Origin of the sequence: Kitasatospora sp. NPDC056184 (assembly GCF_042268405.1) — a bacterium.
Taxonomy (GTDB): Bacteria; Actinomycetota; Actinomycetes; order Streptomycetales; family Streptomycetaceae; genus Kitasatospora.
Map to the genome: position 1 here is coordinate 226,436 of NZ_JBHJUI010000003.1, position 24,684 is coordinate 251,119.

Here is a 24,684-nt window from a genome sequence, read left to right on the forward strand (position 1 = left end):
CCGCCGGTCGACGCCGCCCCGCCCGGCGCCCGGCGCGCCCGGACCCGGGGAACGCGAAAGGCGCCTGCCCCCAAACTGGTCGGGGATGTGGGCAGGCGCCATGGACCGCGGTGGCCCGGCGACGCTGACGGGGTGCGGCTCGGTACGACCCGGCGATGCGGCGCCGGGCTACCTGGACCGGATCAGACCACCAGGGGGCGGTCCGTCGGCCGGATCGGGGCGGGCAGCGGAGTCTTGCCGCCCAGGTACGTGTCGACCGCCGCGGCGGCCGAGCGGCCCTCCGCGATGGCCCAGACGATCAGCGACTGGCCTCGTCCGGCGTCGCCGCAGACGTAGACGCCATCGACGTTGGTGGCGAAGCGGCCGTCGCGAGCCACATTACCGCGTGCGTCGAGGTCCACGCCCAGCTGCTCCACCAGGCCGTTCCGCACGTCCGTCCCGGTGAAGCCCATCGCCAGGGTGACCAGCTGCGCCGGGACGGCCCGCTCGGTGCCCGGCACCTGCTCGAACTTCCCGTTCTCGAACCGCACCTCGACGAGGTGCAGCTCCTGGACGTTGCCCTCCTCGTCGCCGCTGAAGTGGGTGGTGGAGACGGAGTAGACCCGCTCGCCGCCCTCCTCGTGCGCCGAGGTGACCTTGTAGGTCATCGGCATGGTCGGCCACGGCTGGTTGGCCGGCCGGTCCTCGCCGGGCCGCGGCATGATCTCCAGCTGGGTGACGGAGGCCGCCCCCTGCCGGTGCGCGGTGCCGACGCAGTCCGCGCCGGTGTCGCCGCCGCCGATGACCACCACGTGCTTGCCCTTGGCGCTGATCGGCGACTCCACGAAGTCGCCCTCCTGCACCTTGTTGGCCAGCGGCAGGTACTCCATGGCCTGGTGGACGCCCTTGAGCTCGCGCCCGGGCACCGGCAGGTCGCGGGCGGTGGTGGCGCCGGCCGCGACGACCACCGCGTCGAAGCGCTCGCGCAGCTGCTGCCCGGTGATGTCCTCGCCGACGTGCACGCCGGTGCGGAACCGGGTGCCCTCCGCGCGCATCTGCTCGACGCGGCGGTTGATGTGGCGCTTCTCCATCTTGAACTCGGGGATGCCGTAGCGCAGCAGGCCGCCGATCCGGTCGGCCCGCTCGTACACCACCACGGTGTGCCCGGCCCGGGTGAGCTGCTGGGCGGCGGCCAGGCCGGCCGGCCCGGAGCCGACCACGGCGACCGTCTTGCCGGACAGCCGCTCCGGCACCTGCGGGGTGACCCCGCCGCGGTCCCAGGCCTTGTCGATGATGGTGACCTCGACGTTCTTGATGGTCACCGCGTCCTGGTTGATGCCGAGCACGCACGCCGACTCGCAGGGCGCCGGGCAGAGCCGCCCGGTGAACTCCGGGAAGTTGTTGGTCGCGTGCAGCCGCTCGATCGCGCCCGTCCAGTCGTCCCGGTAGGCGAGGTCGTTCCACTCGGGGATGAGGTTCCCGAGCGGGCAGCCGTTGTGGCAGAACGGGATGCCGCAGTCCATGCAGCGACCGGCCTGCTTGGTGATGATCGGCAGCAGGCTGCGCTCGACGTAGACCTCGTTCCAGTCGCGCAGGCGCACGTCCACCGGACGCCGCTCGGCCAGCTGCTTGGGCGTGGTCAGGAAGCCCTTGGGGTCAGCCACGTGCCGCCTCCATCATCTTGCGAGTGGTCTCGGCCTCGGAGAGGCCATCGCGCTCAGCGGCGTCCTTGGCGGCGAGCACGGCCTTGTAGTCGGTCGGCATGATCGTGGAGAAGCGGGAGACCCCGCTGCCCCAGTCCGCCAGGAGTTCGGCGGCGACGGTGGAGCCGGTCTCCTCGTAGTGCTGCTGCACGGTCTCGCGCAGCCATTCCCGGGCCGCGGCGTCGGGGGCCTCGATGCCCACCATTCCGCTGTTGACGTTGGCCGGGCGCAGGTCCAGCACGTAGGCGATGCCGCCGGACATGCCGGCCGCCAGGTTGCGCCCGGTCTCGCCGAGGACGACCACCCGGCCGCCGGTCATGTACTCCAGGCCGTGGTCGCCCACGCCCTCGACGACCAGGGTCGCCCCGGAGTTGCGGACGGCGAACCGCTCGCCGGCCTTGCCCCGCAGGTGGATCCGGCCGGCGGTGGCGCCGTAGCCGATGGTGTTGCCGGCGATGACGTGGTTCTGCGCGTCGTTGCCGATCGCCGCCGCGTCGCGGGCCGGGCGGACCACGATCACGCCGCCGGACAGGCCCTTGCCGACGTAGTCGTTGGCGTCGCCCTCCAGGCGCAGCGTGACGCCGCGCGGCACGAAGGCGCCGAAGGACTGCCCGGCCGAGCCGGTGAAGGTGACGTCGATGGTCCCCTCCGGCAGGCCCTCGCCGCGGTACCGCTTGGTCACGTGGTGGCCGAGCATGGTGCCGACGGTCCGGTTGACGTTGCGGATCGGCAGCTGGATGCGGACGGCGTCGCCGTTCTCCAGGGCGTCCTGGGCCAGGTCGATCAGCTGGTTGTCCAGCGCCTTGTCCAGCGCGTGGTCCTGCGTGGTGGTGCGGTGCAGGGCCGCGCCCTCGGGCAGCTCGGGCACGTGGAACAGCGGGGCCAGGTCGAGCCCGGCGGCCTTCCAGTGGCCGATCGCGGCCTCGGCGTCGATGTGCTCGGCGTGGCCGACGGCCTCCTCGATCGAGCGGAAGCCCAGCGAGGCCAGGAGCTCCCGGACCTCCTCGGCGATGAACTCGAAGAAGTTGACGACGAACTCCGGCTTGCCGGAGAACCGCTCGCGCAGCACCGGGTTCTGGGTGGCGACGCCGACCGGGCAGGTGTCCAGGTGGCAGACGCGCATCATGATGCAGCCGGAGACCACCAGCGGGGCGGTCGCGAAGCCGAACTCCTCGGCGCCCAGCAGGGCGGCGATGACGACGTCGCGGCCGGTCTTCAGCTGGCCGTCGGTCTGCACCACGATCCGGTCGCGCAGGCCGTTGAGCAGCAGGGTCTGCTGGGTCTCGGCGAGGCCGAGCTCCCAGGGGCCGCCCGCGTGCTTGAGCGAGGTGAGCGGCGAGGCGCCGGTGCCGCCGTCGTGGCCGGAGACCAGCACGACGTCCGCGTGCGCCTTGGAGACGCCGGCCGCGACCGTGCCGACGCCGACCTCGGAGACCAGCTTCACGTGGATGCGGGCCTCGGGGTTGGCGTTCTTGAGGTCGTGGATCAGCTGCGCCAGGTCCTCGATCGAGTAGATGTCGTGGTGCGGCGGCGGCGAGATCAGGCCGACACCCGGGGTGGAGTGCCGGGTCTTGGCGACCCACGGGTACACCTTGTGGCCGGGCAGCTGGCCGCCCTCGCCGGGCTTGGCGCCCTGGGCCATCTTGATCTGGATGTCGTCGGCGTTGACCAGGTACTCGGAGGTGACGCCGAACCGGCCGGAGGCGACCTGCTTGATCGCCGAGCGGCGCTCCGGGTCGTGGAGGCGGTCCGGGTCCTCGCCGCCCTCGCCGGTGTTGGACTTGCCGCCGAGGCGGTTCATCGCGATCGCCAGGGTCTCGTGCGCCTCGCGGGAGATCGAGCCGTACGACATGGCGCCGGTGGAGAACCGCTTGACGATCTCGGAGACCGGCTCGACCTCCTCGACCGGCACCGGGGTGCGGCCGAGCGCGTCCAGCCGGAACAGGCCGCGCAGCGTCATCAGGCGCTCGGACTGCTCGTTCACCCGGTCCGTGTACTGCTTGAAGACGTCGTACCGGCGGTTGCGGGTGGAGTGCTGCAGCCGGAAGACGGTGTCCGGGTCGAACAGGTGCGGCTCGCCCTCGCGGCGCCACTGGTACTCGCCGCCGATCTCCAGCGCGCGGTGCGCGGCCGGGATGCCGGAGGCCGGGTAGGCCTTGGCGTGCCGGGCGGCGGTCTCCTTGGCGATCTCGTCCAGGCCGATGCCGCCGAGCTTGGTGGTGGTGCCGGCGAAGTAGCCGTCCACCAGCTCGCGGGAGAGGCCGATCGCCTCGAAGACCTGCGCGCCGCGGTAGGAGGCGACGGTGGAGATGCCCATCTTGGACATCACCTTGAGCACGCCCTTGCCGAGCGCCTTGATCAGGTTCTTGATCGCCTTCTCGGGCTCGATCGCGGTCAGGAAGGTGCCCTGCGCGACCAGGTCCTCGACCGACTCCATGGCCAGGTACGGGTTGACCGCGCCGGCGCCGTAGCCGATCAGCAGCGCGACGTGGTGCACCTCGCGGACGTCGCCCGCCTCGACCAGCAGCGACACCCGGGTGCGCTGCTTGGTGCGGATGAGGTGGTGGTGGATCGCCGAGGTGAGCAGCAGCGAGGGGATCGGGGCGTGCTCGGCGTCCGAGTGCCGGTCGGAGAGCACGATGATCCGGGTGCCGTCGGCGATCGCCGCGTCGGCCTCGGCGGCGATCGCGGTGAGCCGGGCGGCCAGCGCCTCGCCGCCGCCGGCGACCGTGTACAGGCCGGACAGCGTGACGGCCTTGAGGCCGGGCTGGTCGCCGTCCGCGTTGACGTGGACGAGCTTGGCCAGCTCGTCGTTGTCGATCACCGGGAAGGTGATGCCGACCGAGCGGCAGGCGGCGGCCTCGGCGGCCAGCAGGTTGCCCTCGGGGCCGAGGTTGGACAGCAGCGAGGTGACCAGTTCCTCGCGGATGGCGTCCAGCGGCGGGTTGGTGACCTGCGCGAAGAGCTGCACGAAGTAGTCGAACAGCAGGCGCGGCTTCTCGCTGAGCGCGGCGATCGGCGAGTCGGTGCCCATCGAGCCGAGCGCCTCGGCGCCGGTCTTCGCCATCGGCGCCAGGATGACCCGCAGCTCCTCCTCGGTGTAGCCGAAGGTCTGCTGGCGGCGGGTGACCGAGGCGTGGGTGTGCGCGATGTGCTCGCGCTCGGGGAGCTTGGCGAGCTGGATCTGCCCGGCCCCGACCCACTCCTCGTAGGGGTGCTCGGCGGCCAGCGCCGACTTGACCTCCTCGTCCTCGACGATGCGGTGCTCCGCGGTGTCGACGAGGAACATCCGGCCGGGCTGCAGCCGGCCCTTCTTGACCACCCGGGTCTGCTCGATGTCGAGCACGCCGACCTCGGAGGAGAGGACCACCAGGCCGTCCTCGGTGACCCAGTAGCGGGCGGGGCGCAGGCCGTTGCGGTCCAGCACGGCGCCGATCTGCGTGCCGTCGGTGAAGGTGACGCAGGCCGGGCCGTCCCAGGGCTCCATCAGGTTGGAGTGGTACTGGTAGAAGGCGCGGCGGGCCGGGTCCATGGTGGCGTGGTTCTCCCACGCCTCCGGGATCATCATCAGCACGGCGTGCGGCAGCGAGCGGCCGCCGAGGTGGAGCAGCTCCAGGACCTCGTCGAAGGAGGCCGAGTCGGAGTGGTCCGGGGTGCAGATCGGGAAGATCCGCTCCAGGCCCCGCCCGTCCCGGTTGGCCGGGATGAGGTCGGTGGCGAGCTGGGACTCCCGGGCGGTCATCCAGTTCCGGTTGCCCTTGACCGTGTTGATCTCGCCGTTGTGCGCGACGAACCGGTACGGGTGGGCGAGCGGCCAGCTCGGGAAGGTGTTGGTGGAGAAGCGCGAGTGCACCAGGCCGAGCGCGGAGGCGTAGAGCCGGTCCGACAGGTCGGGGAAGAAGGGCTCCAGCTGGCCGGTGGTCAGCATGCCCTTGTAGACGATGGTGCGCGCGGACAGCGAGGGGAAGTAGACCCCGGCCTCGCGCTCGGAGCGCTTGCGGACCACGAAGGCGACCCGGTCCAGCTCGATGCCGGCCTTGCCCTCGCCGGCCAGGAAGAGCTGGCGGAAGCGCGGCATGACGCCGCGCGCGGTGGCGCCCAGCAGGTCGGGGGTGACCGGCACGTCGCGCCAGCCGAGGACGGTCAGGCCCTCCTCGTCCGCGATCGCCTCGATCCGGGCGACGGCGGCGGCGTCCTGGTCGTCGGCGTCGGGCAGGAAGGCGATGCCGACCGCGTAGGCGCCGGCCTCCGGGAGGTCGAAGGCGACCTTGGAGCGCAGGAAGGCGTCCGGGATCTGGGTGAGGATGCCCGCGCCGTCACCGGAGTCCGGCTCGGCGCCGGTGGCGCCGCGGTGCTCCAGGTTGCGCAGGACGGTCAGCGCCTGCTCGACGACGGTGTGGTCGGCGGTGCCGGTCAGCGTGGCGACGAATCCGACGCCACAGGCGTCGTGCTCGTTTCGCGGGTCGTACAGGCCCTGAGCAGCAGGTCGCGCATCCGGAACGAGCGCGTACGGCGGGCGGGCGGCGCCGGCCTGGGGCTCGTTGGCGGAGTGCATGGATGCAGACAGCATCGGCTCTCCCGTCGTCGTCTTTCGAAACTGATGCAGTAGGGACGACGTTGGCCCTGATGCGATTGAGGCACGCACGTTACATGATGCCGAACACCCCGGGAAGCGGAAATCTGCGTCCACATCGCGGACGGATCCGCAGGTCACGGGGATGATGGGGGGACGTGCCACACCGCACGTCCCGACGATTGTGCCCGGCGCTCCACCGCCTGAAACAGGGGCGACATCGCGCGGTCATCGAAGTCGATCAAAGCGGCCTGCGATTCCATCTCGGAAATCGATCCGCGGATGCGATTCTTCGGCCAATGAGCCCACATCGCGAGACAAGGCCAGGCGCGGCCGGGCCGCCGTGTGTGCAACCTCACCCGTTCGAGCGCATAACAATGCAACGGCACACCGCTCGGCGACCCCGCCCGGCCCCTCGGTCGGGCCGGCCGTCAGCCGATCTGCCCGCCGATCAGCGCTCCCAGCAGATAGGTCACCCCGGCCGCCACCCCGCCCAGCACCAGCTGCCGCAGACCGCTGTACCACCAGCTGCGCGCCGTCACCCGGGCCACCACCGCGCCGCAGACGAACAGCCCGGCCGCCGCGACCAGCAGCGCCGGCAGCAGCGAGGTCGCGCCCAGCAGGTACGGCAGCAGCGGCAGCAGCGCGCCGACCGCGAAGCAGACGAACGAGGAACCGGCCGCCACCCACGGCGAGGGCAGGTCGTTGGGGTCGACGCCCAGCTCCTCCCGGGCGTGGATCTCCAGCGTCTGCTCCGGGTCGGCGGACAGCTGCCGCGCCACCTCGTGGGCCAGCTTCGGGTCCACCCCGCGCTCGATGTACAGCTGGGCCAGCTCGGCCAGCTCGCCGTGCGGGTTGCGGCGCAGTTCCAGCCGCTCGGCCTCGATCTCGGCCTGCACCAGCTCCCGCTGGGAGGCCACCGAGGTGTACTCGCCCGCCGCCATCGAGCAGGCGCCGGCCGCCAGTCCGGCGAGGCCGGTGAGCACCACGGTGCTGGTGGAGACGGCGCCGCCGACGACGCCGGTCATCAGTGCGAAGTTGGAGACCAGGCCGTCCATCGCCCCGAACACCGCCGGCCGCAGCCAGCCGCCGTTGACGTCCCGGTGGTGCCCGGCGGCGGGTATCCGGGGGTGCTGTCCGGTCTCGTGCTCCAGGGCGGTCGCAGTCACGGCCGTTCCCCTCCGTCCCTTGGTCCGATCGCCTTACGGCATGACCGTAGCCCTCTTGAGCTGGGCATTTCCAGCAAAGTAAGGCTGTCCGAACATGACTCCGGCCGCCCTCCGCACGGGGCGGAGGGCGGCCGGTGGCGAGCGGCGGCGCAGGTCAGGCGGGGTGCTTGGCGCCCTTCTCCAGCTTGTCGAGCTTCTCGGCGAGCCCGTCGGCGGGCTTGCCGTCCCGCTCCGTCCTCGGCAGATCGCCCTTCGGCACGTCGCCCTTCGGCAGGTCGCCCGGCTCCTCGCCCGAGGTCCCGGTCCCGGCCGCGGCCTCCGCCTCGGCGCGCGCCATCGGATCGATGCTCGCCGGGTCCTCCCGGCCGGGCCGCTTCTTGCCGACGATCACGAAGTACGCCACGGCGCCGACGAAGACGACGATCGCCACCCAGTCGTTCAGCCGCAGGCCCAGGATGTGGTGCGCCTCGTCGACCCGCAGCCACTCGGTCCAGAACCGGCCCGCCGTGTACCCGGCCACGTACAGCGCGAAGGCCCGCCCGTGGCCCAGGGTGAACCGCTTGTCCGCCCAGATCACCAGCACGGCGACGCCCACGCACCAGAGCGACTCGTAGAGGAAGGTCGGGTGGTGGATCGTGGTGACCACCTGGCCGTCGGGCAGCGTCCTGGTGATCTCCAGGCCCCACGGCAGGGTGGTCTCCCGGCCGTACAGCTCCTGGTTGAACCAGTTGCCCCAGCGGCCGAGCGCCTGGGCGAGCACGATGCCCGGGGCGATCGCGTCCGCGTAGGCGGGCAGCGGGACGCCGCGGCGGCGGGCGCCGATCCAGGCGCCGACCGCGCCCAGCGCGATCGCGCCCCAGATGCCGAGGCCGCCCTCCCAGATCTTGAAGGCGTTCCAGGGGTTCTTCCCCTCGCCGAAGTACAGCTGGTGGTCGGTGATCACGTGGTACAGCCGACCGCCGACCAGGCCGAACGGCACGGCCCAGACGGCGATGTCCCCGACGGTGTGTCGGCCACCGCCCCGGGCGACCCAGCGCTTGCTGCCGAGCCAGACGGCCACGACGACACCGAGGATGATGCAGAAGGCGTAGGCGCGCAGCGGGATCGGTCCGAGGTACAGGACACCCCGCGACGGGCTGGGAATGTAGGCGATATCCATGGCAGCTCCGACGCTACAGGGTCGGCGGCCCGTCCAGGGCACCCCGGCGGGTCACAGTCGGGCACAGATCGCTGCGCGGGCCCGGGACGGGCCCCGGAGCGGCGCTCGCCGCCCCCTCCGGACGGGGAGGGGGCGGCAGCCACCCCGCAGCGTACGCGGCCGGTTCAGCCGGCGTTGGGCGAGGGGTTGTTCGACTCGGAGGCGGTGCTGGTGGGCGCCGGCGACTGGCCGTGGGTGCCCGGGGTGCCCAGCGGCTTGCCCTGGTTCGCGGCGTCCACCCACGCCACCAGGTTGGCCGGAGTGATCTCCTCGTTGTTGAACTTCGGGTAGATCGGCTGCCCGTTGAGCAGCACCGTCGGCGTGGACTTGAAGTTGGACTTGTCGAAGTCCTGCTGCACGGCCGACACCCAGTCGCTGAACTCCAGGTCGTTGACGCAGGCCTCGAAGGCCGGCGTGACCAGGCCGTCGACCTGCTTGGCGAGGTTGATCAGGGTCGCCTTGTTCCCGAAGGCGTCGTTGGTCTCGTCCGGCTGGTTGCGGTAGAGGACGTCGTGGTAGTCGCGGAAGTGCCCGGCGTCCTGGGCGCAGCCCAGCGCGTTGGCGGCGTACTTGGAGCCCTTGCCCGGCACGGCCCGGTCGATGAACGAGACGATGTGGTAGTTGGTGAAGATCTTGCCGGCGTCCTCCAGCTGGCTGATGGTGGGCGAGAACTCCCGCTCGAAGATGCCGCAGGCGGGGCAGCGCGGGTCCTCGTAGACGGTGAGGACGGAGGGCGCGTTGTCCGAGCCCACCGGGACGATCAGGTTCTTGTCCCCGATCGTGCCGGCCGGGGCGGCGTTGGGGGTCTCCGGGGTGGAGCGCTGGTCCTGCACCACCACGCCGGTGACCACGGCGGCGGCGATCACCGCGAGGGCCACGCCGCCGATGATCAGCTTCCTCCGCCGCCGGCCGCGGACCTCGTCCTCGGCCCGTTCCGCCAGCATCCGCTCACGGGCGGTGCGCTTGTCTTCTCGGTTCTTCTCGCTCATCAGCCTTGGAATTCCAGGTTCGGGGGGTCGGGGTGCGGTGGGCGGGGCGGGTCGGCGGACCGGGTGTTCAGCCGGCCAGCCGGCCGTCCGCGGAGAACTTCGTGCGGGGCCGCAGGATCAGCCAGCCGGCCAGCAGCAGGAACCCGGTGTCGCGCAGGATCTCCTGCAGGTACTCGGTCTGCGAGGCGTCGACCGCCCCGCCGCCGCCGAAGCACCCGCAGTCGATCGAGATGCCGCGCGCCCAGGCGGAGGCGATCCCGCCGACGAAGGCGAGCAGCAGCACCGCCGACACGGCCGCGACCAGGCGCACGCCCAGGCCGGCCACCAGCAGCAGGGCGAGCGCCAGCTCCAGGAAGGGCAGCCCGTGGCCCACCGGTTTGACCAGGGACTCGGGCAGGATCTCGTACGCACGCACCGCCTGGGCGGCCTCCGCGGGGTCGGCGATCTTCGCCAGCCCGGCCCAGCCCCAGACCACGACCAGGCCCAGCCGGGCGGCCGTGCCGATCCACTCCGCCACCGGCCCGGCCGGCCGGACCATCCCCTCGGGAAACACCGTCACGCCCTGTGAACGCCGATGCGGACGCCGGGTTTCTCCGGTTTTCGGAGTTAAGCCGAAGGAGTGAAGGCCAGTCCACTCCGATGCCGTTTCACCCTAAAGGGTGGTCGGGGTCGCAACCGGGCGGCCACCCCAGGTCGTAGCGGTCGAGGTCGTAGCGGCCGGCGGCGGCCCGGTCCGGGTCGGCGAGGTCCGGCGGACCGGGCGCCTCCGCACGGCCGGTCCGCGCCGCGGCCTCCATCCGGACCGCCTCCGCGCACACGAAGGCGTCCCGCTCGGCCCGCTCCACCCCCCGCTTGGCCAGCGCCGGGCCGACCGCGCACTGGGCCCCGAGCGCGGCGCCGAGCGCCAGCGCGGCCGCGGCCGCCCGCAGCAGCACGGCTCGCTGAAGACCGGGCATCGGCCGACCCCTTCCGCTCGCTTGGCCCGCGGGCACGTCGCTCGTGCACTCCTCCCTCCACTCAACGCCGCCCAACCGCCGGCTGGTGCGCGTGCCCGCCACTGTTCACCCGTTCGGGTCGGCGGGCTGACCGGACGGGTCGAACGGGTCCGGGGACGGCGACGGCCCGCCGCCCCCGGAGGGGTGACGGGCCGTCGGGACGTCGGGCGACAGGAGGTCCTACCGCCGGCGGACGCCCTGCGCCAGCTCGCCGGCCAGGGTGCGCACCGCCGCCAGCGCGGCCTGCTCGTCCCCGTCGGCGTCCAGGATCCGCTGCACGAAGGCCGAGCCGACGATCACACCGTCCGCGAACCCGGCCACCTGCGCGGCCTGCTCGCGGGTGGACACCCCGAGGCCGACGCAGACCGGCAGCTCGGTGGCGGCCCTGGTCCGGGCGACCAGGTCCTCGGCCAGCTCGCCGACCTGCGCCCGGCTGCCGGTCACGCCCATCACCGCGGCCGCGTACACGAAGCCGCTGCCGGCCGCCGTGACCTCGGCCAGCCGCTTGTCCCGGCTGCTCGGCGCGACCACGAACACGGTGTCCAGACCGTGCTCCCCGGCCGCCTTGCGCCACTCCTCGGACTCCTCCACCGGCAGGTCCGGCAGGATGCAGCCCGCCCCGCCGGCCGCGGCCAGGTCGGCGGCGAACCGCTCGACGCCGTACCGGTCCACCGGGTTCCAGTAGGTCATCACCAGCACCGCCGCGGCGGGGTGCGCGGCGGCGACCTCCTGGACGGTGCGCAGCACGTCCTTGATCCGCACGCCGGCCCGCAGCGCGATGTCGTCGGCGGTCTGGATGGTCGGACCGTCCAGCACCGGGTCGGAGTGCGGCAGGCCGACCTCGACGACGTCGCAGCCGCCCTCGATCAGCGCGTTGACCGCCCGCACGCCGCCGTCCACCGACGGGAAGCCGGCCGGCAGGTAGCCGATCAGCGCGGCGCGGTCCTCCGCCTTGGCGGCGGCCAGGATGCCACTGAGCTTCGAAGCCATGGTCACTTACCCCCGTGGGCGGAGCCGGCGCCCGGCTCGTCGTAGAGGCCGAAGTACTCGGCGGCGGTGTGCATGTCCTTGTCGCCGCGCCCGGAGAGCGAGACCAGGATGGTGGCCTCGGGCCCGAGCTCGCGGCCCAGCTCCAGGGCGCCGGCCAGCGCGTGCGCGCTCTCGATGGCCGGGATGATGCCCTCGGTGCGGGACAGCAGCCGCAGCGCCTGCATGGCGGCGTCGTCGGTGACCGGTCGGTACTCGGCCCGGCCGGTGTCCTTCAGCCAGGCGTGCTCCGGGCCGACGCCCGGGTAGTCGAGGCCGGCCGAGATCGAGTGCGACTCGATGGTCTGGCCGTCCTCGTCCTGCAGGACGTAGGTGCGCGAGCCGTGCAGCACGCCCGGGTCGCCCTTGGTGAGGGTGGCCGCGTGCCGCGGGGTCTCGGCGCCCTCGCCGGCCGCCTCGCAGCCGATCAGGCGCACCCCGGCCTCCGGGATGAACTCGTGGAAGATGCCCATCGCGTTGGAGCCGCCGCCGACGCAGGCGACGACGGCGTCGGGCAGCCGCCCGGTGCGCTCCAGGACCTGCTCGCGCGCCTCCACGCCGATGACCCGGTGGAAGTCGCGGACCATCATCGGGAAGGGGTGCGGGCCGGCCACGGTCCCGAACAGGTAGTGGGTCGAGTCGACGTTGGCGACCCAGTCGCGGAACGCCTCGTTGATGGCGTCCTTGAGGGTGCGGCTGCCGGACTTCACGGCCACCACCTCGGCGCCGAGCATCCGCATCCGGGCGACGTTCAGGGCCTGGCGCTGGGTGTCGACCTCGCCCATGTAGATGGTGCAGTCGAAGCCGAACAGCGCGCAGGCGGTGGCGGTGGCCACGCCGTGCTGGCCGGCGCCGGTCTCGGCGATGATCCGGGTCTTGCCCATCCGCCGGGTGAGCAGGGCCTGGCCCAGCACGTTGTTGATCTTGTGCGAGCCGGTGTGGTTGAGGTCCTCGCGCTTGAGCAGGACGCGCGCGCCGCCCGCCTCGGCGGAGAACCGCCGGACGTCGGTCAGCGGGCTGGGGCGGCCGGTGTAGTCCTTGAGCAGCGCGTCGAGCTCGGCGGCGAAGGCCGGGTCGGCCTTGGCCTTCTCGTACTCCTCGGCGACCTGCTCCACGGCGGCGACCAGCGCCTCCGGGATGAAGCGGCCGCCGTACGCGCCGAAGTAGCCGCGCGCGTCCGGCACCTCGGCGCCGGGCAGGTAGTCCTTGTCGGACCGTTCGGACATGGTGAAGTCCCTCGGGAAGATGACGACGGTTGACGGTGACGTCTGTCGGCTGGGCTCAGCCGGACGTCCCGCGCCATCGCCGCCCCGGCACCTGCCCGGGCTCGCAGCCGATGACGTACCGCACCCGCCGCCCCAGCACCCGGCGTGCGGGCGCGCGGCAGCCGCGCGGGCGGCAGCCGGGAGCGAGACGGGTGGCGATCTTCATGGCGGCGGGATCAGTCCTTGTGCCGGATCGCCGGGTGGGCGCCGGCCGCGACCAGGTCGGCCACCGCGGCCCGCGGGTCCTTGCCGGTCACCAGCGACTCGCCGACCAGCACCGCGTCCGCGCCCAGGTTGGCGTAGGAGATCACGTCCAGCGGGCCCCGCACGCCGGACTCGGCGACCTTGACGATGCCGTCCGGGATGGCGTGGACGACGTTGCCGAAGGTGTTGCGGTCCACCTCAAGGGTCTTGAGGTTGCGGGCGTTGACGCCGATGATCCGCGCGCCGGCGTCCACCGCGCGCTTGATCTCCTCCTCGTCGTGCACCTCGACCAGCGGGGTGAGGCCGATCGACTCGGCCCGCTCGATCAGCGACACCAGGGCCGGCTGTTCGAGGGCCGCGACGATCAGCAGCGCCAGGTCCGCGCCGTGCGCGCGGGCCTCCCACAGCTGGTAGGCGGTGACGATGAAGTCCTTGCGGAGCAGCGGGGTCTCCACCGCGGCCCGGACGGCGTCGAGGTCCGCCAGCGACCCGCCGAAGCGGCGCTGTTCGGTCAGCACGCTGATCGCGGCGGCACCGCCGGCCGCGTAGTCGATCGCCAGCGACGCCGGGTCCGCGATCGTGGCCAGCGCGCCCTTGGACGGGCTGGAGCGCTTGACCTCGCAGATCACCCGGATGCCGTCACCGCGCAGGGCCGCCACGCCGTCCTTGGCGTCCGGGGCCTTGGCGGCGAGCTCCTTGAGCTCGTCCAGCGAGACCCGGGCCTGCCGCTCGGCGAGGTCCTCGCGGACCCCTTCGACGATCGAGTCGAGCACACTCACTCGGGCGCCCCCATCATGTCTGCTAGTCCTGGTTCTGCTAGCGAGGAGCCGGACGGCCAGGAGGCCTCCGGCCCTTCGATGGTATCGGCAAGGGGGAGCGCACAGCGCATCCGCCCGGCGCGCGTCTCACGGAACGGACCCCCGGGCACCGCCGCGAGCTGCGGCTTCACACCGTCGCCACCGCGCCGGTCAGACCGGCGGCGGGGCCAGACCGGCGCCGATCGGCAGGTTGCGGACCACCGTGAAGACCAGGACGAGCAGCCCCACCAGCACCCAGCGGCGGGCCCCCAGCACGAGCCGGGGCCCGGGCAGGGCGCGCACCGCCGCCCAGAGCCAGCGCGCCCAGAGCACCCCCAGCACGGCGAACAGCAGCACGGCCACCGCGTTGTCGTGCAGCGCGCCGCTGAGGTCCCCGTGGGTCAGCGCGTGCACGCAGCGCAGCCCGCCGCAGCCGGGGCACCACCAGCCGGTGGCCGCCAGGAAGGGGCAGTCGGGGTAGTGCCCGGGGGCGTTCGGGTCCACCGCGGCGACGTACCCGGCGGGGAGGGCCACGGCGGCGACTGCGGCCAGCGGCGGCACCAGCCGGCGCGGCGCGGAGGGCCGGGCGGCGGCGGTGGGGGCGGGGGCGGCGTTCACGCCCCTGATTGTGCCCGCCCCGGCGGCCGCGCGGGAGAAGCGAAACGGCGGCCCGTGGGCCGCCGTTCGCGCGAGGTGCCGGTCGGTCAGGCCGCGGCGGCGGCCAGCGCGGCCTGCTCCTCGGGGGTGTACACCATGGTGCTGGGCTGCTTGCCCATGCCCGCCATCGACATGGCCTTGCCGACCACGCCGCCGATCAGGACGACCGCCAGGCCGGCCACCGTGAGCAGCACCGACGGCAGGATCATCGCAACGCCCGCGATGCCGAAGCCGATGAAGGCGATGGTCACGCCGGTCCAGGCGGCGGGGTTGTGGCCGTGTGCTGCTGCTGCCATCGGATGGTGCTCCTACACTCTCGGGGCCCGACCGGGCCTGCTCGGCCCCTCACGGGTTGACGTGTCCCATTGACGTCTCCATTGTGCCGGGCCACACACCGGCGCCCCAAAGGGGGTGGCGGGTCTATCGCGTCACAGTGCCGCGCGGACCCGGGCGGCAGGTCAGCCCGCCGTCGGGTCCTCGCCCCGGTCCAGCGCCTTCCACAGGTCCGCCGGGCTGTCCGCGGCGGCCGCCCGCCGCTTCGCCGGCACCCGGCCGGTCGGCGCCTCGTAGCGGCTGCCCATGGCCGGCCAGCCGCGCCCGTACCGGGCCGTCAGCAGTCCGGCCAGCGCGAGCAGCAGCCCGCCCAGCAGCGCCACCCAGGGCCAGGCGGTGTGGCCGACCCCGGTCGCGGCCGACCCGGTCAGCGCGAGCTTGCGGGCCGCCTCGGAGTCCAGCGCGGCGGTGTCCCCGGCGCCCGCCGCGGCGGAGGCCGCCGCGCCCAGCCCGGCCAGGACGGTCAGCGCCCCCACCGCGAGCCGGCCGGCGCCGCGCACCGCGAACACCGCGACCGCCGCCGCCAGCGCCACCAGCGCCAGCCCGGCGGGCAGTTCGGAGATCCTCCCGCCGGTGACGGAGACCTCCAGGGTCCCCGCCATCCCCTCGGCCCAGACCCGGCCGGCGGCGGTCAGCACCAGCACCGCGCCCAGCGCGGTGAGCAGCAGCATCACCGCGAGCGTGCGCCGCCCGGCCCCCGCGGCGGGCGCGGGGGCGGCGGCGGGGTCGGCGGACACGGTGTCGGTAGGGGCTTCAGCGCTCACCGCTCCAGTGTCCCCCGCCCTCATCCCTCCGCCGCACCCGGGGTGGGCGGCTCGGTGGGGAAATCGCCCGTCTCCAGCACCAGCGTCCGCTCCCCCAGCGGCAGGAAGAGATCGTTCCCGAAGGGCACCCGCTCCGCCTCCCGGTACCCGACGCCGGGCAGCGGGCGGCTGTGCACCGTGCAGCACCCCTGCCCCGGATCCACCACGACGTACAGCGGGACGCCCGCGGCGGCGTGGAACCGGTGGCGCCCGGCGGGCTCCGGCGCCGGGAGCACGTCCAGCACCACCAGTGCGTCCACCGCCCGGTAGTGCCCGGCGGGGTCCGGCACCGCGCCCGGGGCGAGCAGCACGAGCGCGGCCGCCTGCCCGTCCAGCCGCACATCCGCGAGGACGCCCCCGTGGCCGCCCGGCTGCCGCACCAGCTGTTCCCTGGCGGCGGTCACGATCCGCCGCTGCGCGTCCGGCATCCTGCTCGTCCCTTCCGCTGCGCGGCCCCCGCGACCCTGCGGGGGCCGGCGTCCTACGGCCTACGCAGCGTATTCGCCGTGGCGACCGCGCGCAGGACGGCGGCGGCCTTGTTGCGGCATTCGGTGTCCTCGCCGTGCGGGTCGGAGTCGGCCACCACGCCGGCGCCGGCCTGGACGTACGCGGTGCCGTCGCGCAGCACCGCCGTGCGGATGGCGATCGCGGTGTCGGAGTCCCCGGCGAAGTCCAGGTAGCCGACGCAGCCGCCGTACAGGCCGCGGCGGGTGGGCTCCAGCTCCTCGATGATCCGCATCGCCCGCGGCTTGGGCGCCCCGGACAGCGTGCCGGCCGGGAAGCACGCGGTCAGCACGTCGAAGGCGGTCCGCCCCTCGGCGACCTTGCCGGTCACCGTGGAGACGATGTGCATGACGTGGCTGTACCGCTCGATCTGCATGAAGTCGACGACCTCGACGCTGCCGGGCGCGCAGACCCGCCCGAGGTCGTTGCGCCCGAGGTCGACCAGCATCAGGTGCTCGGCCCGCTCCTTGGGGTCGGCCAGCAGTTCGGCGGCCAGTTCGGCGTCCTCGTGCGGGGTGGCGCCGCGGTGCCGGGTGCCGGCGATCGGGTGCAGCATCGCCTCGCCGTCGGTGACCTTGACCAGCGCCTCCGGGCTGGAGCCGACCACGTCGAAGCCGCCCTCGGCGCCGCCGTCCGGGCCGGGGAAGCGGAACAGGTACATGTACGGGCTCGGGTTGGTGGTGCGCAGGACGCGGTAGACGTCGAGCGCGGAGGCCGGGCAGGGCGCCTCGAACCGCTGCGAGGGCACCACCTGGAACGCCTCGCCGGCCCGGATCCGCTCCTTGATCTCCTCCACCGCGGCCCGGTAGGGCTCCCCGCCGAACGGCGAGCGGACCTCGCCGGGGCCGCTCGGGGTGAAGGTGGCCAGGCCCGGGTCGACCGGCTTCAGCAGGTCGGCCTCCATCGCGTCGAGCCGGGCGACGGCGTCCGCGTAGGCCTCGTCCACGCCGCTGGCCAGGTCGTTGTGGTTGACCGCGTTGGCGATCAGCAGCACGGTGCCGTCGGCGTGGTCGAGCACGGCCAGGTCGGTGGCGAGCAGCAGGGTCAGCTCGGGCAGTTCCAGGTCGTCCGGGTTGAGGTCGGGCAGCTTCTCCAGCCGGCGGACCACGTCGTAACCGAGGTAGCCGACCAGGCCTCCGGTGAGCGGCGGCAGGCCGTCGTCGGCGTGGCGCGGGGTGTGCAGGGCCCGCAGCGCGGCGCGCAGCACCTCCAACGGGTCGCCGGTGGCGGGGATGCCGACCGGAGGCGCGCCGAGCCAGCGGGCGGCGCCGTCCGGCCCCGCGGTCAGGGTGGCGGCGCTGCGCACGCCGACGAAGGAGTAGCGCGACCAGCTGCGGCCCTGCTCGGCGGACTCCAGCAGGAAGGTGCCGGGGCGCTCGTCGGCGAGGCTGCGGTAGAGGCCGATCGGGGTGAGGCCGTCCGCGAGGAGCCTGCGGGTGACCGGGATGACCCGGGTGTCGACGGCGAGCTTGCGGAAGGCTTCGAGGTCCATGACGGGCGGCACCTTACGACGGAGGGGCGGAAGGGGGTGGTCGGCCGGGCGGCCGGGCACGCGGTCAGCCGGGCACGCGGTCAGCCGAGCGGTCGGTCAGCCGAGCGGGAGCACATCGGCGTCGAAGCAGGTGCGGTCGCCGGTGTGGCAGGCCGCGCCGGTCTGGTCGACCTTGACCAGCAGGGTGTCGCCGTCGCAGTCCAGCGCGACCGACGTGACCCGCTGGACGTGGCCGGAGGTGTCGCCCTTCACCCAGTACTCGCGGCGGCTGCGGCTCCAGTAGGTGCAGCGGCCGGTGGTGAGGGTGCGGTGCAGTGCCTCGTCGTCCATCCAGCCCAGCATCAGCACCTCACCGGTGTCGTACTGCTGCGCGATCGCCGGGAGGAGGCCGTCCTCGGTGCGCTTGAGGCGGGCGGCGATGTCGGCGGCCAGGGCGGTGGAACCGGGGGCGGCGGGTGTGGTGGACATGGGGCCATTGTGTCAGCCCGGTCCGCCCGGCCGGGCCGCCGTCCGGATCGCGACCGCGCCGGTGGGCGGCGGCCGAGGGGCGCGGCGCGGGCCGGACAGACCATCCGATCGAACGAGTTGTTCCAACCGCCTGCCGGGTGGGCCCGGTCTGCGCCATTCTCGTGGTCATGACCTCCGAGCAGCGCGCCGCCGGGCCCGCCGAACCGCCGGGCGACGACGACCTCCCCCGCCCGGGGGGCACCTCCGACTCCCGCCCGTCCCGGGGCCTGCTGATCGCCGTCGCGGCGGTGCTGGCGGTCCTGCTCGCGGTGGTGGCGACGGTCCTGCTGTGGCCCGAGGACGACCCGGCGCCCAAGCCGCCCCCGCCCTCCCCCACCACGGCCACGCCGACCCCCACCCCGACCCCGACGCCGACCCCCACGCCCACGCCGACGCCCACCAGGACGGTGCCGTACGCCTTCTTCCCGGTCGGCGCCTGCCTCGACCACCCGCAGCTGAGCAAGACGGTCACCAAGCCGGAGGCCCGCCCCTGCGAGGAGAAGCACGACGGCGAGGCGATCGCCGACCAGCTGCTGCCGGAGGGCCTGTCCGGCGACTACCAGGTGGCCAACGCGATGCGGGACGGCTGCAAGGACGCGCAGGCCGCCGCCGAGGCCCGGCAGGGCGGCGGCGGGCCGTACTACGGCTACCCGGTGGGCCCGAACTTCACCTTCTACCAGCAGGGCTGGCGCGACTACACCTGCATCCTGACGGCGAGCAACCGGCCCGGCTCCACCAAGCTCACCGGCCGGCTGCGCTGAACCGCCGTCAACCTCTCTAGGGTGGGGGCATGTCGAACCACGCCCTCGCCGAACGCCACCGCCTGGCCGAACTGCTGGCCGCCGCCGGGCCGGACGCGCCCACCCTCTGCGCCGGGTGGTCCACCCGGGACCTCGCCGCCCACCTGGTGATCCGCGAGCGGCGGCCCGACGCCGCCGCGGGCATCCGGATCGGCCCGCTGGCCGGCTGGACCCACCGGGTGCAGGAGTCGTACGCGGACCGGCCCTACGAGGAGCTGGTCCGGCTCTTCCGCTCCGGCCCGCCGGTGCTCTCGCTGTTCTCACTGCCCGGCGCGGACGAGGCGGCCAACACCGTCGAGTACTACGTGCACGGCGAGGACGTCGCCCGGGCCGGCGAGGGCCCCGGGCCGCGGCCCGTGCCGCCCGGCCGGGCGGAGGCGCTCTGGCGCCGGCTGCCGCTGATCGCCCGACTGGAGGCGGGCCGCCGCTCCCCGGTCCGGCTGGAGCTGAGCCGCCCGGACGGCCGGAGCCTGACCGTCGGCCCCGCCGGCCTGCCGACCGTGCGGATCACCGGCGAGCCGGGCGAGCTGGTGCTCTTCGCCTTCGGCCGCGGCGCCCGCGCCGAGCTGACTGTGGACGGCCCCGAGGACGCCGTCGAGGCGCTGCGCCACGTCCTGCCGATCCCGTAGGAGCCCCCGGCTGCGGATACCGGTGGCGAGGTGCAGACTCGCAGGTGGCAGGGCCGGGCGGGGCGCCGCCCGGCCCCCCGCCGGTCGTTACCGTCTCCCTCTCCCCCGAAGGGGCGCGACACCATGATCACCACCGACTTCCCCGCCAGCTCCCCCTGCTGGATCGACCTCGGCAGCCCGGACCCGGCGGCCGCCGCCGCCTTCTACGGGACGGTCTTCGGCTGGACCTTCCGGTCCGCGGGCCCGGAGGCCGGCGGCTACGGCTTCCTCCAACTGGACGGAAGGACGGCCGCGGCCGTCGGCCCGCTCACCGAGGAGGGCGCGCAGTCCGCCTGGACGGCGTACTTCCGCACGCCCGACGCCGAGGCCACCGGCAAGGCCGTCGAGCAGGCCGGCGGCACCGTGCGGGTCCCGGCCTTCGACGTGATGGACGCCGGGCGGATGGCCCAGCTGACCGACCCGCAGGGCGCCCGGTTCGCGGTCTGGCAGCCCGGCACGGTGACCGGCCTGGACGTCGTCTCCGAGGACGGCGCGCTGATCTGGGCCGAGCTGCACACCGACGCGGTGGACGCGGGCTTCGCCTTCTACCGGAAGGTCTTCGGCTGGCGCTCCGAGGACTTCCCCGCGCCCGGCATGACGTACAAGGTGCTCTCCCCGGCCGAGGGCGACCTGCGGGGCACCGCCTTCGGCGGCATCGCCCCGGTGATGGGCGAGGCCCAGCCGCCCAGCTGGACGCCGTACTTCGGCGCCTCCGACGTGGACGGCGTGGTCGCCCGGGCCACCGGCGCCGGCGCCACCGTGCTGATGGGCCCGGAGAGCGTCCCGGACGTCGGCCGGATCGCCTGGCTGGCCGACCCGTTCGGCGCCCCGTTCGCCCTGATCAAGGGCGAGCCGCCGAAGGAGTCCTGACCGCTTCCGCCGCCCCACCCCCTGCGCTAGCCTCACGAACGGCGCAGGGGGTGAGGCCGTGCAGCACGCGGGAGCGGACGGAGGCTGGCCCGAGGGCACCCTGCTGGCCGAGCTGCGGCGCGACGGCTCGCCCGCCGCGCTCGCCGCCGAGCGGGCCGTCCTGCGGCTGGGCACCCGGCGCGCGCACGGCCACGGCGAGACGCTGATCCTCGACCGGGACCTCGGCGGCTTCGTCCTCCTGCTGCTGACCGGCTTCGCCAAGGCCACCGTCGAGGACACCGCCGGCGCGGCGGCCCTGCTGGACGTCCGGGCCTACGGGGACGTGGTCGGCGAGGCCGCCGCCCTCGACGGGCAGCCCCGCTCGGCGACCGTGACCGCGGCCGGACCGGTCACCGTGCGCCGGATCTCCCAGCCCGAGTGGCTGCACTGGCTGGGCACCCACGCCCCGGCCGGCATCGCGCTGAGCCGCTGCCTGGTGCACCGCGGCCGGGCCACCACCCGCCGACTGGTCGGCCTCGCCTCCGAGCCGGTGCTGAACCGGCTCGCCCGTCAGCTCGCCGACCTGGCCGGGCGGTACGGCACCGCCGGCCCGCGCGGCGTCGGCATCACCCTCCGCCCGCGGCTGACCCAGGCCGAGCTGGCCGCCCTGACCGGGGCCGGCGAGCGGAGGGTCCACCACGCCCTGCACGAGCTGGCCGGCCTCGGCCTGCTCCGGCTGGGCCGGCGCAGCACCACCGTGCTCTCGCTGCCCGGCCTGCTGGAGCTGGCCGACGGCGCCGCGGACCTCAGCGGACCGGGTGCCCGGCCTCCCGCAGCGCGTCCTTGACCTCGCCGATCCGCAGGTCGCCGAAGTGGAAGACGCTGGCGGCCAGCACCGCGTCCGCGCCCGCCTCCACCGCCGGGGCGAAGTCGGCGAGCTTCCCGGCCCCGCCGGAGGCGATCACCGGCACCGACACGGTCGCCCGCACGGCCCTGATCAGCTCCAGGTCGTAGCCGTCCTTGGTGCCGTCGGCGTCCATCGAGTTGAGCAGGATCTCGCCCGCGCCCAGTTCGGCGGCGCGCCCGGCCCATTCGACGGCGTCCAGGCCGGTGCCCTGGCGGCCGCCGTGCGTGGTGACCTCGAAGCCGGAGGCGGTCTCGGTGCCCTCGGGGCAGCGGCGGGCGTCCACCGAGAGCACCAGCACCTGGCGGCCGAACCGCTGGGCGATCTCGCGGACCAGCTCGGGGCGGACGATGGCGGCGGTGTTGACGCCGACCTTGTCGGCGCCGGCCCGCAGCAGCTTGTCGACGTCCTCGACGGCGCGGACGCCGCCGCCGACGGTGAGCGGGATGAACACCTGCTCGGCGGTGCGGCGCACCACGTCGTAGGTGGTCTCACGGTCGCCGGAGGAGGCGGTGATGTCGAGGAAGGTCAGCTCGTCGGCGCCCTCGGCGTCGTAGAGCTTGGCCATCTCGACCGGGTCCCCGGCGTCGCGCAGGTTCTGGAAGTTGACGCCCTTGACCACGCGGCCGGCGTCGACGTCCAGGCAGGGGATGACACGTACTGCGAGGGTCACGGCTGATTGCCTTCCAGAGCTTCCAGGGTTGCGGCGAGTCCGGCGCGGTGGGCGTCGAGTTCGATCTCGACGAGGATCCGCGAGTCGACCAGGCTCTGCACCACCACGACGGCGGCCGCCGGGCGCACCGCGCCGAAGAGCTCCTGGTGGGCGCGGCCGGCCGCGTCGATGTCACGGGCGTGGGTGAGGTACACCCGGGTGCGGACCACGTCGTCCGCCGTCAGACCGTACGCGGCCAGGGCCTCCAGGGCGTTGCCGAAGGCGGTCCGGGCCTGCTCGTACGGGTCGCCCTCGCCGTGCAGCACGCCGTCCACCAGCGGCCGGGCTCCGGCGACGTGGACGGTGTCCCCGGCGGCGACCGCCTGCGACGCGCCGAGGACCTCCTCCCAGTGCGAGAACCCGCCGACCCGGCCGCGTACGATCCGACGTTCCGTCATCCCGAAACCGCCTCCAGCGCCTCTCCGAGCGTGAACTTCTGCTCGTAGAGTGCCTTGCCGACGATGGCGCCCTCGACTCCCTCGCCGACCAGGCCGGCGATCGCCCGCAGGTCGTCCAGCGAGGAGACGCCGCCGGAGGCGACCACCGGCTTGTCGGTGGCGGCGCACACGTCGCGCAGCAGCTGCAGGTTCGGGCCGGTCAGGGTGCCGTCCCGGTTGACGTCGGTGACCACGTAGCGGGCGCAGCCCTCGGCGTCCAGGCGGGCCAGCACGTCGAAGAGCTGGCCGCCGTCGCTGGTCCAGCCGCGGCCGCGCAGGGTGGTACCGACCACGTCCAGGCCGACCGCGATCCGGTCGCCGTGCTCGGCGATGACCTTGGCGACCCACTCGGGGCTCTCCAGCGCGGCGGTGCCGAGGTTGACCCGGGTGCAGCCGGTGGCCAGGGCGGCGGCCAGCGAGGCGTCGTCGCGGATGCCTCCGGACAGCTCGACCTTGATGTCCAGGGTGCCGGTGACCTCGCGCACCAGGTCCCGGTTGGAGCCGGTGCCGAAGGCGGCGTCGAGGTCGACCAGGTGCAGCCACTCGGCGCCGGCGTTCTGCCAGGCGAGGGCGGCGGCGAGCGGCTCGCCGAAGGAGGTCTCGGTGCCGGAGGCGCCCTTGACCAGACGGACGGCCTGGCCGTCCCGGACGTCGACGGCGGGCAGCAGTTCGAGGCGGCTCATGATCTACAACTCTTCCGTCGTCAGAGGGTGCTGACCCAGTTGGTCAGCAGGGCGGCGCCGGCGTCGCCGGACTTCTCGGGGTGGAACTGGGTGGCCCACAGCGGGCCGTTCTCGACGGCCGCGACGAACGGCTGCCCGTGGGTGGCCCAGGTGACCAGCGGCGGGTTGATCCGCGCGCTGTGCGCCTCCAGCTCCCAGCTGCGCACCGCGTAGGAGTGGACGAAGTAGAAGCGGGCGTCCGCGTCCAGGCCGGCGAACATCCGGCTGTCCTCGGGGGCGTCCACGGTGTTCCAGCCCATGTGCGGCACGACCGGCGCCTCCAGCGGCTCCACCGTGCCCGGCCACTCGTCGCAGCCGGCGGTCTCCACGCCGTGCTCGACGCCCTTCTCGAAGAGGATCTGCATGCCCACGCAGATGCCCATGACCGGCCGGCCGCCGGCCAGCCGGCGCCCGATGATCCACTCGCCGCGGACCGACTTCAGGCCGCGCATGCAGGCCTCGAAGGCGCCGACGCCCGGGACGAGCAGGCCGTCGGCGTCCATCGCGGCCTGGTAGTCGGAGGTGACGGTGACGTTCGCCCCGGTCCGCTCCAGGGCGCGCTGCGCCGAGCGGAGGTTGCCCGAGCCGTAGTCGAGCACCACGACGTTCTTGCCCATGTTCAGGTGTCCAGTCTTTCGTTCGCTCGACGGTTACAGGCGCATGAGGCCGGAGCCCAGGCACATCAGCGAGCCCAGGGCGAGCACGAGGATCACGCCCTTGGACTGCTTCTGCTTCCAGAACGAGATGACGCCGCCGGCCAGGAAGAGCCCGACGAAGAGGAGGATCATCGCGGAGTTGCTCACAGCGCACCCTTGGTCGACGGGAGGATGCCGGCCGCGCGCGGGTCGCGCTCGGCGGCGTAGCGCAGGGCCCGGGCCAGCGCCTTGAACTGGCACTCCACGATGTGGTGCGCGTTGCGCCCGTACGGCACGTGGACGTGCAGGGCGATCTGCGCCTGGGCCACGAAGGACTCCAGGATGTGCCGGGTCATGGTGGTGTCGTAGGTGCCGATCATCGGCGCCATGCGCTCCGGCTCGGTGTGCACCAGGTAGGGGCGGCCGGAGAGGTCGACGGTCACCTGGGCGAGCGACTCGTCCAGCGGCACGGTGCAGTTGCCGAACCGGTAGATGCCGACCTTGTCGCCGAGCGCCTGCTTGAAGGCGGCGCCGAGCGCGAGGGCGGTGTCCTCGATGGTGTGGTGGGTGTCGATGTGCAGGTCGCCGTCGGTCTTCACGGTGAGGTCGAAGAGGCCGTGGCGCCCGAGCTGGTCGAGCATGTGGTCGTAGAAGCCGACGCCCGTGGAGATGTCGGTCTTGCCGGTGCCGTCCAGGTCTATCTCGACCAGGACGGAGGTCTCCTTGGTGGTGCGCTCGACGCGTCCGATGCGGGTCATTCGGG

27 protein-coding genes are annotated in these 24,684 nt (G+C 73.7%); 4 read left to right on the forward strand and 23 right to left on the reverse strand.

Annotated features, from left to right (window positions below; all coding sequences use genetic code 11):
- Positions 1–182: 182 nt before the first annotated feature.
- From ACFC0B_RS08720 to hisI, 17 genes are all read right to left on the reverse strand, one after another.
- A complete protein-coding gene (locus ACFC0B_RS08720) occupies positions 183–1,643 on the reverse strand; it encodes a glutamate synthase subunit beta (protein WP_376083958.1) in 1,461 nt (486 codons plus the stop codon).
- Positions 1,636–6,237 (reverse strand): glutamate synthase large subunit, encoded by a 4,602-nt coding sequence (gene gltB, locus ACFC0B_RS08725; protein WP_376084381.1) that lies wholly within the window; start codon positions 6,235–6,237, stop codon positions 1,636–1,638. The genes ACFC0B_RS08720 and gltB overlap by 8 nt, the downstream gene beginning before the upstream one ends.
- A 449-nt stretch (positions 6,238–6,686) precedes the next feature.
- A complete protein-coding gene (locus tag ACFC0B_RS08730; RefSeq protein WP_376084383.1) occupies positions 6,687–7,409 on the reverse strand; it encodes a VIT1/CCC1 transporter family protein in 723 nt (240 codons plus the stop codon).
- Between the two features lie 169 nt (positions 7,410–7,578).
- Entirely contained in the window at positions 7,579–8,583 is a 1,005-nt protein-coding gene (gene lgt, locus ACFC0B_RS08735; protein WP_376083960.1) for a prolipoprotein diacylglyceryl transferase, read from the reverse strand.
- 164 nt (positions 8,584–8,747) lie between these two features.
- Entirely contained in the window at positions 8,748–9,611 is an 864-nt protein-coding gene (locus ACFC0B_RS08740; protein ID WP_376083962.1) for a DsbA family protein, read from the reverse strand.
- 67 nt (positions 9,612–9,678) lie between these two features.
- Positions 9,679–10,170, reverse strand: a complete 492-nt coding sequence (locus ACFC0B_RS08745; protein WP_376083964.1) for a MauE/DoxX family redox-associated membrane protein — start codon at positions 10,168–10,170, stop codon at positions 9,679–9,681.
- Between the two features lie 88 nt (positions 10,171–10,258).
- Positions 10,259–10,567, reverse strand: a complete 309-nt coding sequence (locus ACFC0B_RS08750; RefSeq protein WP_376083966.1) for a hypothetical protein — start codon at positions 10,565–10,567, stop codon at positions 10,259–10,261.
- Positions 10,568–10,786: 219 nt separating this feature from the next.
- Positions 10,787–11,596, reverse strand: coding sequence for a tryptophan synthase subunit alpha (trpA, locus tag ACFC0B_RS08755; protein WP_376083968.1), 810 nt, complete (start codon positions 11,594–11,596; stop codon positions 10,787–10,789).
- Between the two features lie 2 nt (positions 11,597–11,598).
- On the reverse strand, positions 11,599–12,858 hold the full coding sequence (gene trpB / locus ACFC0B_RS08760) for a tryptophan synthase subunit beta (RefSeq protein WP_376083970.1): 1,260 nt from the start codon (positions 12,856–12,858) through the stop codon (positions 11,599–11,601).
- Between the two features lie 55 nt (positions 12,859–12,913).
- Positions 12,914–13,063 carry a tryptophan biosynthesis modulator TrpM gene (gene trpM / locus ACFC0B_RS08765; protein WP_376083971.1) on the reverse strand — a complete coding sequence of 50 codons (150 nt, stop codon included), beginning with the start codon at positions 13,061–13,063 and terminating at the stop codon, positions 12,914–12,916.
- A 10-nt stretch (positions 13,064–13,073) separates the two neighbouring features.
- Positions 13,074–13,880, reverse strand: a complete 807-nt coding sequence (gene trpC / locus ACFC0B_RS08770) for an indole-3-glycerol phosphate synthase TrpC (protein ID WP_376083973.1) — start codon at positions 13,878–13,880, stop codon at positions 13,074–13,076.
- A 189-nt stretch (positions 13,881–14,069) separates the two neighbouring features.
- Positions 14,070–14,516 (reverse strand): DUF2752 domain-containing protein, encoded by a 447-nt coding sequence (locus ACFC0B_RS08775; protein ID WP_376083975.1) that lies wholly within the window; start codon positions 14,514–14,516, stop codon positions 14,070–14,072.
- A gap of 86 nt (positions 14,517–14,602) precedes the next feature.
- The gene (locus ACFC0B_RS08780; RefSeq protein WP_376083976.1) at positions 14,603–14,851 is read right to left on the reverse strand and encodes an HGxxPAAW family protein; all 249 of its coding nucleotides are present in this window, start codon (positions 14,849–14,851) and stop codon (positions 14,603–14,605) included.
- 162 nt (positions 14,852–15,013) lie between these two features.
- Positions 15,014–15,652 carry a TIGR02234 family membrane protein gene (locus ACFC0B_RS08785; RefSeq protein WP_376083978.1) on the reverse strand — a complete coding sequence of 213 codons (639 nt, stop codon included), beginning with the start codon at positions 15,650–15,652 and terminating at the stop codon, positions 15,014–15,016.
- A gap of 20 nt (positions 15,653–15,672) precedes the next feature.
- Positions 15,673–16,119, reverse strand: a complete 447-nt coding sequence (locus ACFC0B_RS08790) for a hypothetical protein (RefSeq protein WP_376083980.1) — start codon at positions 16,117–16,119, stop codon at positions 15,673–15,675.
- Between the two features lie 53 nt (positions 16,120–16,172).
- Complete coding sequence (locus tag ACFC0B_RS08795) at positions 16,173–17,687, reverse strand: anthranilate synthase component I (protein ID WP_376083982.1); 1,515 nt, start codon at positions 17,685–17,687, stop codon at positions 16,173–16,175.
- A gap of 96 nt (positions 17,688–17,783) precedes the next feature.
- Positions 17,784–18,155 (reverse strand): phosphoribosyl-AMP cyclohydrolase, encoded by a 372-nt coding sequence (gene hisI, locus ACFC0B_RS08800; RefSeq protein WP_376083983.1) that lies wholly within the window; start codon positions 18,153–18,155, stop codon positions 17,784–17,786.
- Between the two features lie 167 nt (positions 18,156–18,322).
- On the opposite strand from hisI, the gene ACFC0B_RS08805 reads away from it, so the two are divergent.
- From ACFC0B_RS08805 to ACFC0B_RS08820, 4 genes are all read left to right on the forward strand, one after another.
- Positions 18,323–18,955: a hypothetical protein gene (locus ACFC0B_RS08805; RefSeq protein WP_376083985.1), complete on the forward strand. Its 633-nt coding sequence runs from the start codon at positions 18,323–18,325 to the stop codon at positions 18,953–18,955.
- Positions 18,956–18,984: 29 nt separating this feature from the next.
- The gene (locus ACFC0B_RS08810) at positions 18,985–19,623 is read left to right on the forward strand and encodes a TIGR03085 family metal-binding protein (protein WP_376083986.1); all 639 of its coding nucleotides are present in this window, start codon (positions 18,985–18,987) and stop codon (positions 19,621–19,623) included.
- A gap of 123 nt (positions 19,624–19,746) precedes the next feature.
- Positions 19,747–20,532: a VOC family protein gene (locus ACFC0B_RS08815; protein ID WP_376083988.1), complete on the forward strand. Its 786-nt coding sequence runs from the start codon at positions 19,747–19,749 to the stop codon at positions 20,530–20,532.
- Positions 20,533–20,590: 58 nt separating this feature from the next.
- The gene (locus ACFC0B_RS08820; protein WP_376083990.1) at positions 20,591–21,358 is read left to right on the forward strand and encodes a Crp/Fnr family transcriptional regulator; all 768 of its coding nucleotides are present in this window, start codon (positions 20,591–20,593) and stop codon (positions 21,356–21,358) included.
- Here the strand turns inward: ACFC0B_RS08820 and hisF are convergent.
- From hisF to hisB, 6 genes are read right to left on the reverse strand one after another with little or no spacing between them, the layout of a single operon-like run.
- The gene (hisF, locus tag ACFC0B_RS08825) at positions 21,318–22,088 is read right to left on the reverse strand and encodes an imidazole glycerol phosphate synthase subunit HisF (protein ID WP_376083992.1); all 771 of its coding nucleotides are present in this window, start codon (positions 22,086–22,088) and stop codon (positions 21,318–21,320) included. The genes ACFC0B_RS08820 and hisF overlap by 41 nt on opposite strands.
- Positions 22,085–22,525, reverse strand: a complete 441-nt coding sequence (locus ACFC0B_RS08830) for a Rid family hydrolase (RefSeq protein ID WP_376083994.1) — start codon at positions 22,523–22,525, stop codon at positions 22,085–22,087. Before ACFC0B_RS08830 ends, hisF begins: the two co-directional genes overlap by 4 nt.
- The gene (gene priA, locus ACFC0B_RS08835; RefSeq protein WP_376083996.1) at positions 22,522–23,247 is read right to left on the reverse strand and encodes a bifunctional 1-(5-phosphoribosyl)-5-((5-phosphoribosylamino)methylideneamino)imidazole-4-carboxamide isomerase/phosphoribosylanthranilate isomerase PriA; all 726 of its coding nucleotides are present in this window, start codon (positions 23,245–23,247) and stop codon (positions 22,522–22,524) included. The genes ACFC0B_RS08830 and priA overlap by 4 nt, the downstream gene beginning before the upstream one ends.
- 20 nt (positions 23,248–23,267) lie before the next feature.
- A complete protein-coding gene (gene hisH, locus ACFC0B_RS08840) occupies positions 23,268–23,903 on the reverse strand; it encodes an imidazole glycerol phosphate synthase subunit HisH (RefSeq protein WP_376083998.1) in 636 nt (211 codons plus the stop codon).
- A 33-nt stretch (positions 23,904–23,936) separates the two neighbouring features.
- Entirely contained in the window at positions 23,937–24,089 is a 153-nt protein-coding gene (locus ACFC0B_RS08845; RefSeq protein ID WP_376084000.1) for a hypothetical protein, read from the reverse strand.
- The gene (gene hisB, locus ACFC0B_RS08850; RefSeq protein ID WP_376084002.1) at positions 24,086–24,679 is read right to left on the reverse strand and encodes an imidazoleglycerol-phosphate dehydratase HisB; all 594 of its coding nucleotides are present in this window, start codon (positions 24,677–24,679) and stop codon (positions 24,086–24,088) included. Before hisB ends, ACFC0B_RS08845 begins: the two co-directional genes overlap by 4 nt.
- Positions 24,680–24,684 lie beyond the last annotated feature (5 nt).

What these genes read in the sequence shown, in the direction of transcription:
- gltB (WP_376084381.1), bottom strand. Translation starts at nt 6,237, where the DNA reads ATGCACTCCGCCAACGAGCCCCAGGCCGGCGCCGCCCGCCCGCCGTAC.
- lgt (WP_376083960.1), bottom strand. Translation starts at nt 8,583, where the DNA reads ATGGATATCGCCTACATTCCCAGCCCGTCGCGGGGTGTCCTGTACCTC.
- ACFC0B_RS08740 (WP_376083962.1), bottom strand. Translation starts at nt 9,611, where the DNA reads ATGAGCGAGAAGAACCGAGAAGACAAGCGCACCGCCCGTGAGCGGATG.
- ACFC0B_RS08750 (WP_376083966.1), bottom strand. Translation starts at nt 10,567, where the DNA reads ATGCCCGGTCTTCAGCGAGCCGTGCTGCTGCGGGCGGCCGCGGCCGCG.
- trpA (WP_376083968.1), bottom strand. Translation starts at nt 11,596, where the DNA reads ATGGCTTCGAAGCTCAGTGGCATCCTGGCCGCCGCCAAGGCGGAGGAC.
- trpB (WP_376083970.1), bottom strand. Translation starts at nt 12,858, where the DNA reads ATGTCCGAACGGTCCGACAAGGACTACCTGCCCGGCGCCGAGGTGCCG.
- trpM (WP_376083971.1), bottom strand. Translation starts at nt 13,063, where the DNA reads ATGAAGATCGCCACCCGTCTCGCTCCCGGCTGCCGCCCGCGCGGCTGC.
- ACFC0B_RS08780 (WP_376083976.1), bottom strand. Translation starts at nt 14,851, where the DNA reads ATGGCAGCAGCAGCACACGGCCACAACCCCGCCGCCTGGACCGGCGTG.
- ACFC0B_RS08790 (WP_376083980.1), bottom strand. Translation starts at nt 16,119, where the DNA reads ATGCCGGACGCGCAGCGGCGGATCGTGACCGCCGCCAGGGAACAGCTG.
- ACFC0B_RS08795 (WP_376083982.1), bottom strand. Translation starts at nt 17,687, where the DNA reads ATGGACCTCGAAGCCTTCCGCAAGCTCGCCGTCGACACCCGGGTCATC.
- hisI (WP_376083983.1), bottom strand. Translation starts at nt 18,155, where the DNA reads ATGTCCACCACACCCGCCGCCCCCGGTTCCACCGCCCTGGCCGCCGAC.
- ACFC0B_RS08805 (WP_376083985.1), top strand. Translation starts at nt 18,323, where the DNA reads ATGACCTCCGAGCAGCGCGCCGCCGGGCCCGCCGAACCGCCGGGCGAC.
- ACFC0B_RS08810 (WP_376083986.1), top strand. Translation starts at nt 18,985, where the DNA reads ATGTCGAACCACGCCCTCGCCGAACGCCACCGCCTGGCCGAACTGCTG.
- ACFC0B_RS08815 (WP_376083988.1), top strand. Translation starts at nt 19,747, where the DNA reads ATGATCACCACCGACTTCCCCGCCAGCTCCCCCTGCTGGATCGACCTC.
- ACFC0B_RS08830 (WP_376083994.1), bottom strand. Translation starts at nt 22,525, where the DNA reads ATGACGGAACGTCGGATCGTACGCGGCCGGGTCGGCGGGTTCTCGCAC.
- priA (WP_376083996.1), bottom strand. Translation starts at nt 23,247, where the DNA reads ATGAGCCGCCTCGAACTGCTGCCCGCCGTCGACGTCCGGGACGGCCAG.
- hisH (WP_376083998.1), bottom strand. Translation starts at nt 23,903, where the DNA reads ATGGGCAAGAACGTCGTGGTGCTCGACTACGGCTCGGGCAACCTCCGC.
- hisB (WP_376084002.1), bottom strand. Translation starts at nt 24,679, where the DNA reads ATGACCCGCATCGGACGCGTCGAGCGCACCACCAAGGAGACCTCCGTC.